General features: G+C 31.4%; 1 protein-coding gene. It reads right to left on the bottom strand.

What is annotated here, in order from left to right; genetic code table 11:
• Positions 1 to 220: hypothetical protein (locus tag AYC59_RS07870; protein ID WP_211259986.1), on the bottom strand; the 220-nt coding region annotated here is incomplete at both ends.

The raw sequence follows: 220 nt of genomic DNA, 5'->3' as shown, positions 1-220 counted from the left end.
AGCATTTAAAACAAAACCATTAACAATTTCACCAGCATTTAATCCAAATGCTAAATTATAGGCTCCACCAACAGTTGTACATGAATATTGTCCTATTGCTATATTTCTATTACCATAAGTATTATGTCCTGAATCATGACCTATAAAAAAATTATCATTACCAGTTACATTCCAACCACCACTTGAACCTAACGAATAATTAGTTGAACCAGTCATACCT

The organism is Pseudostreptobacillus hongkongensis, from assembly GCF_001559795.1.
Lineage (GTDB): Bacteria > Fusobacteriota > Fusobacteriia > Fusobacteriales > Leptotrichiaceae > Pseudostreptobacillus > Pseudostreptobacillus hongkongensis.
This window is presented reverse-complemented; position numbering and strand designations above follow the sequence as displayed.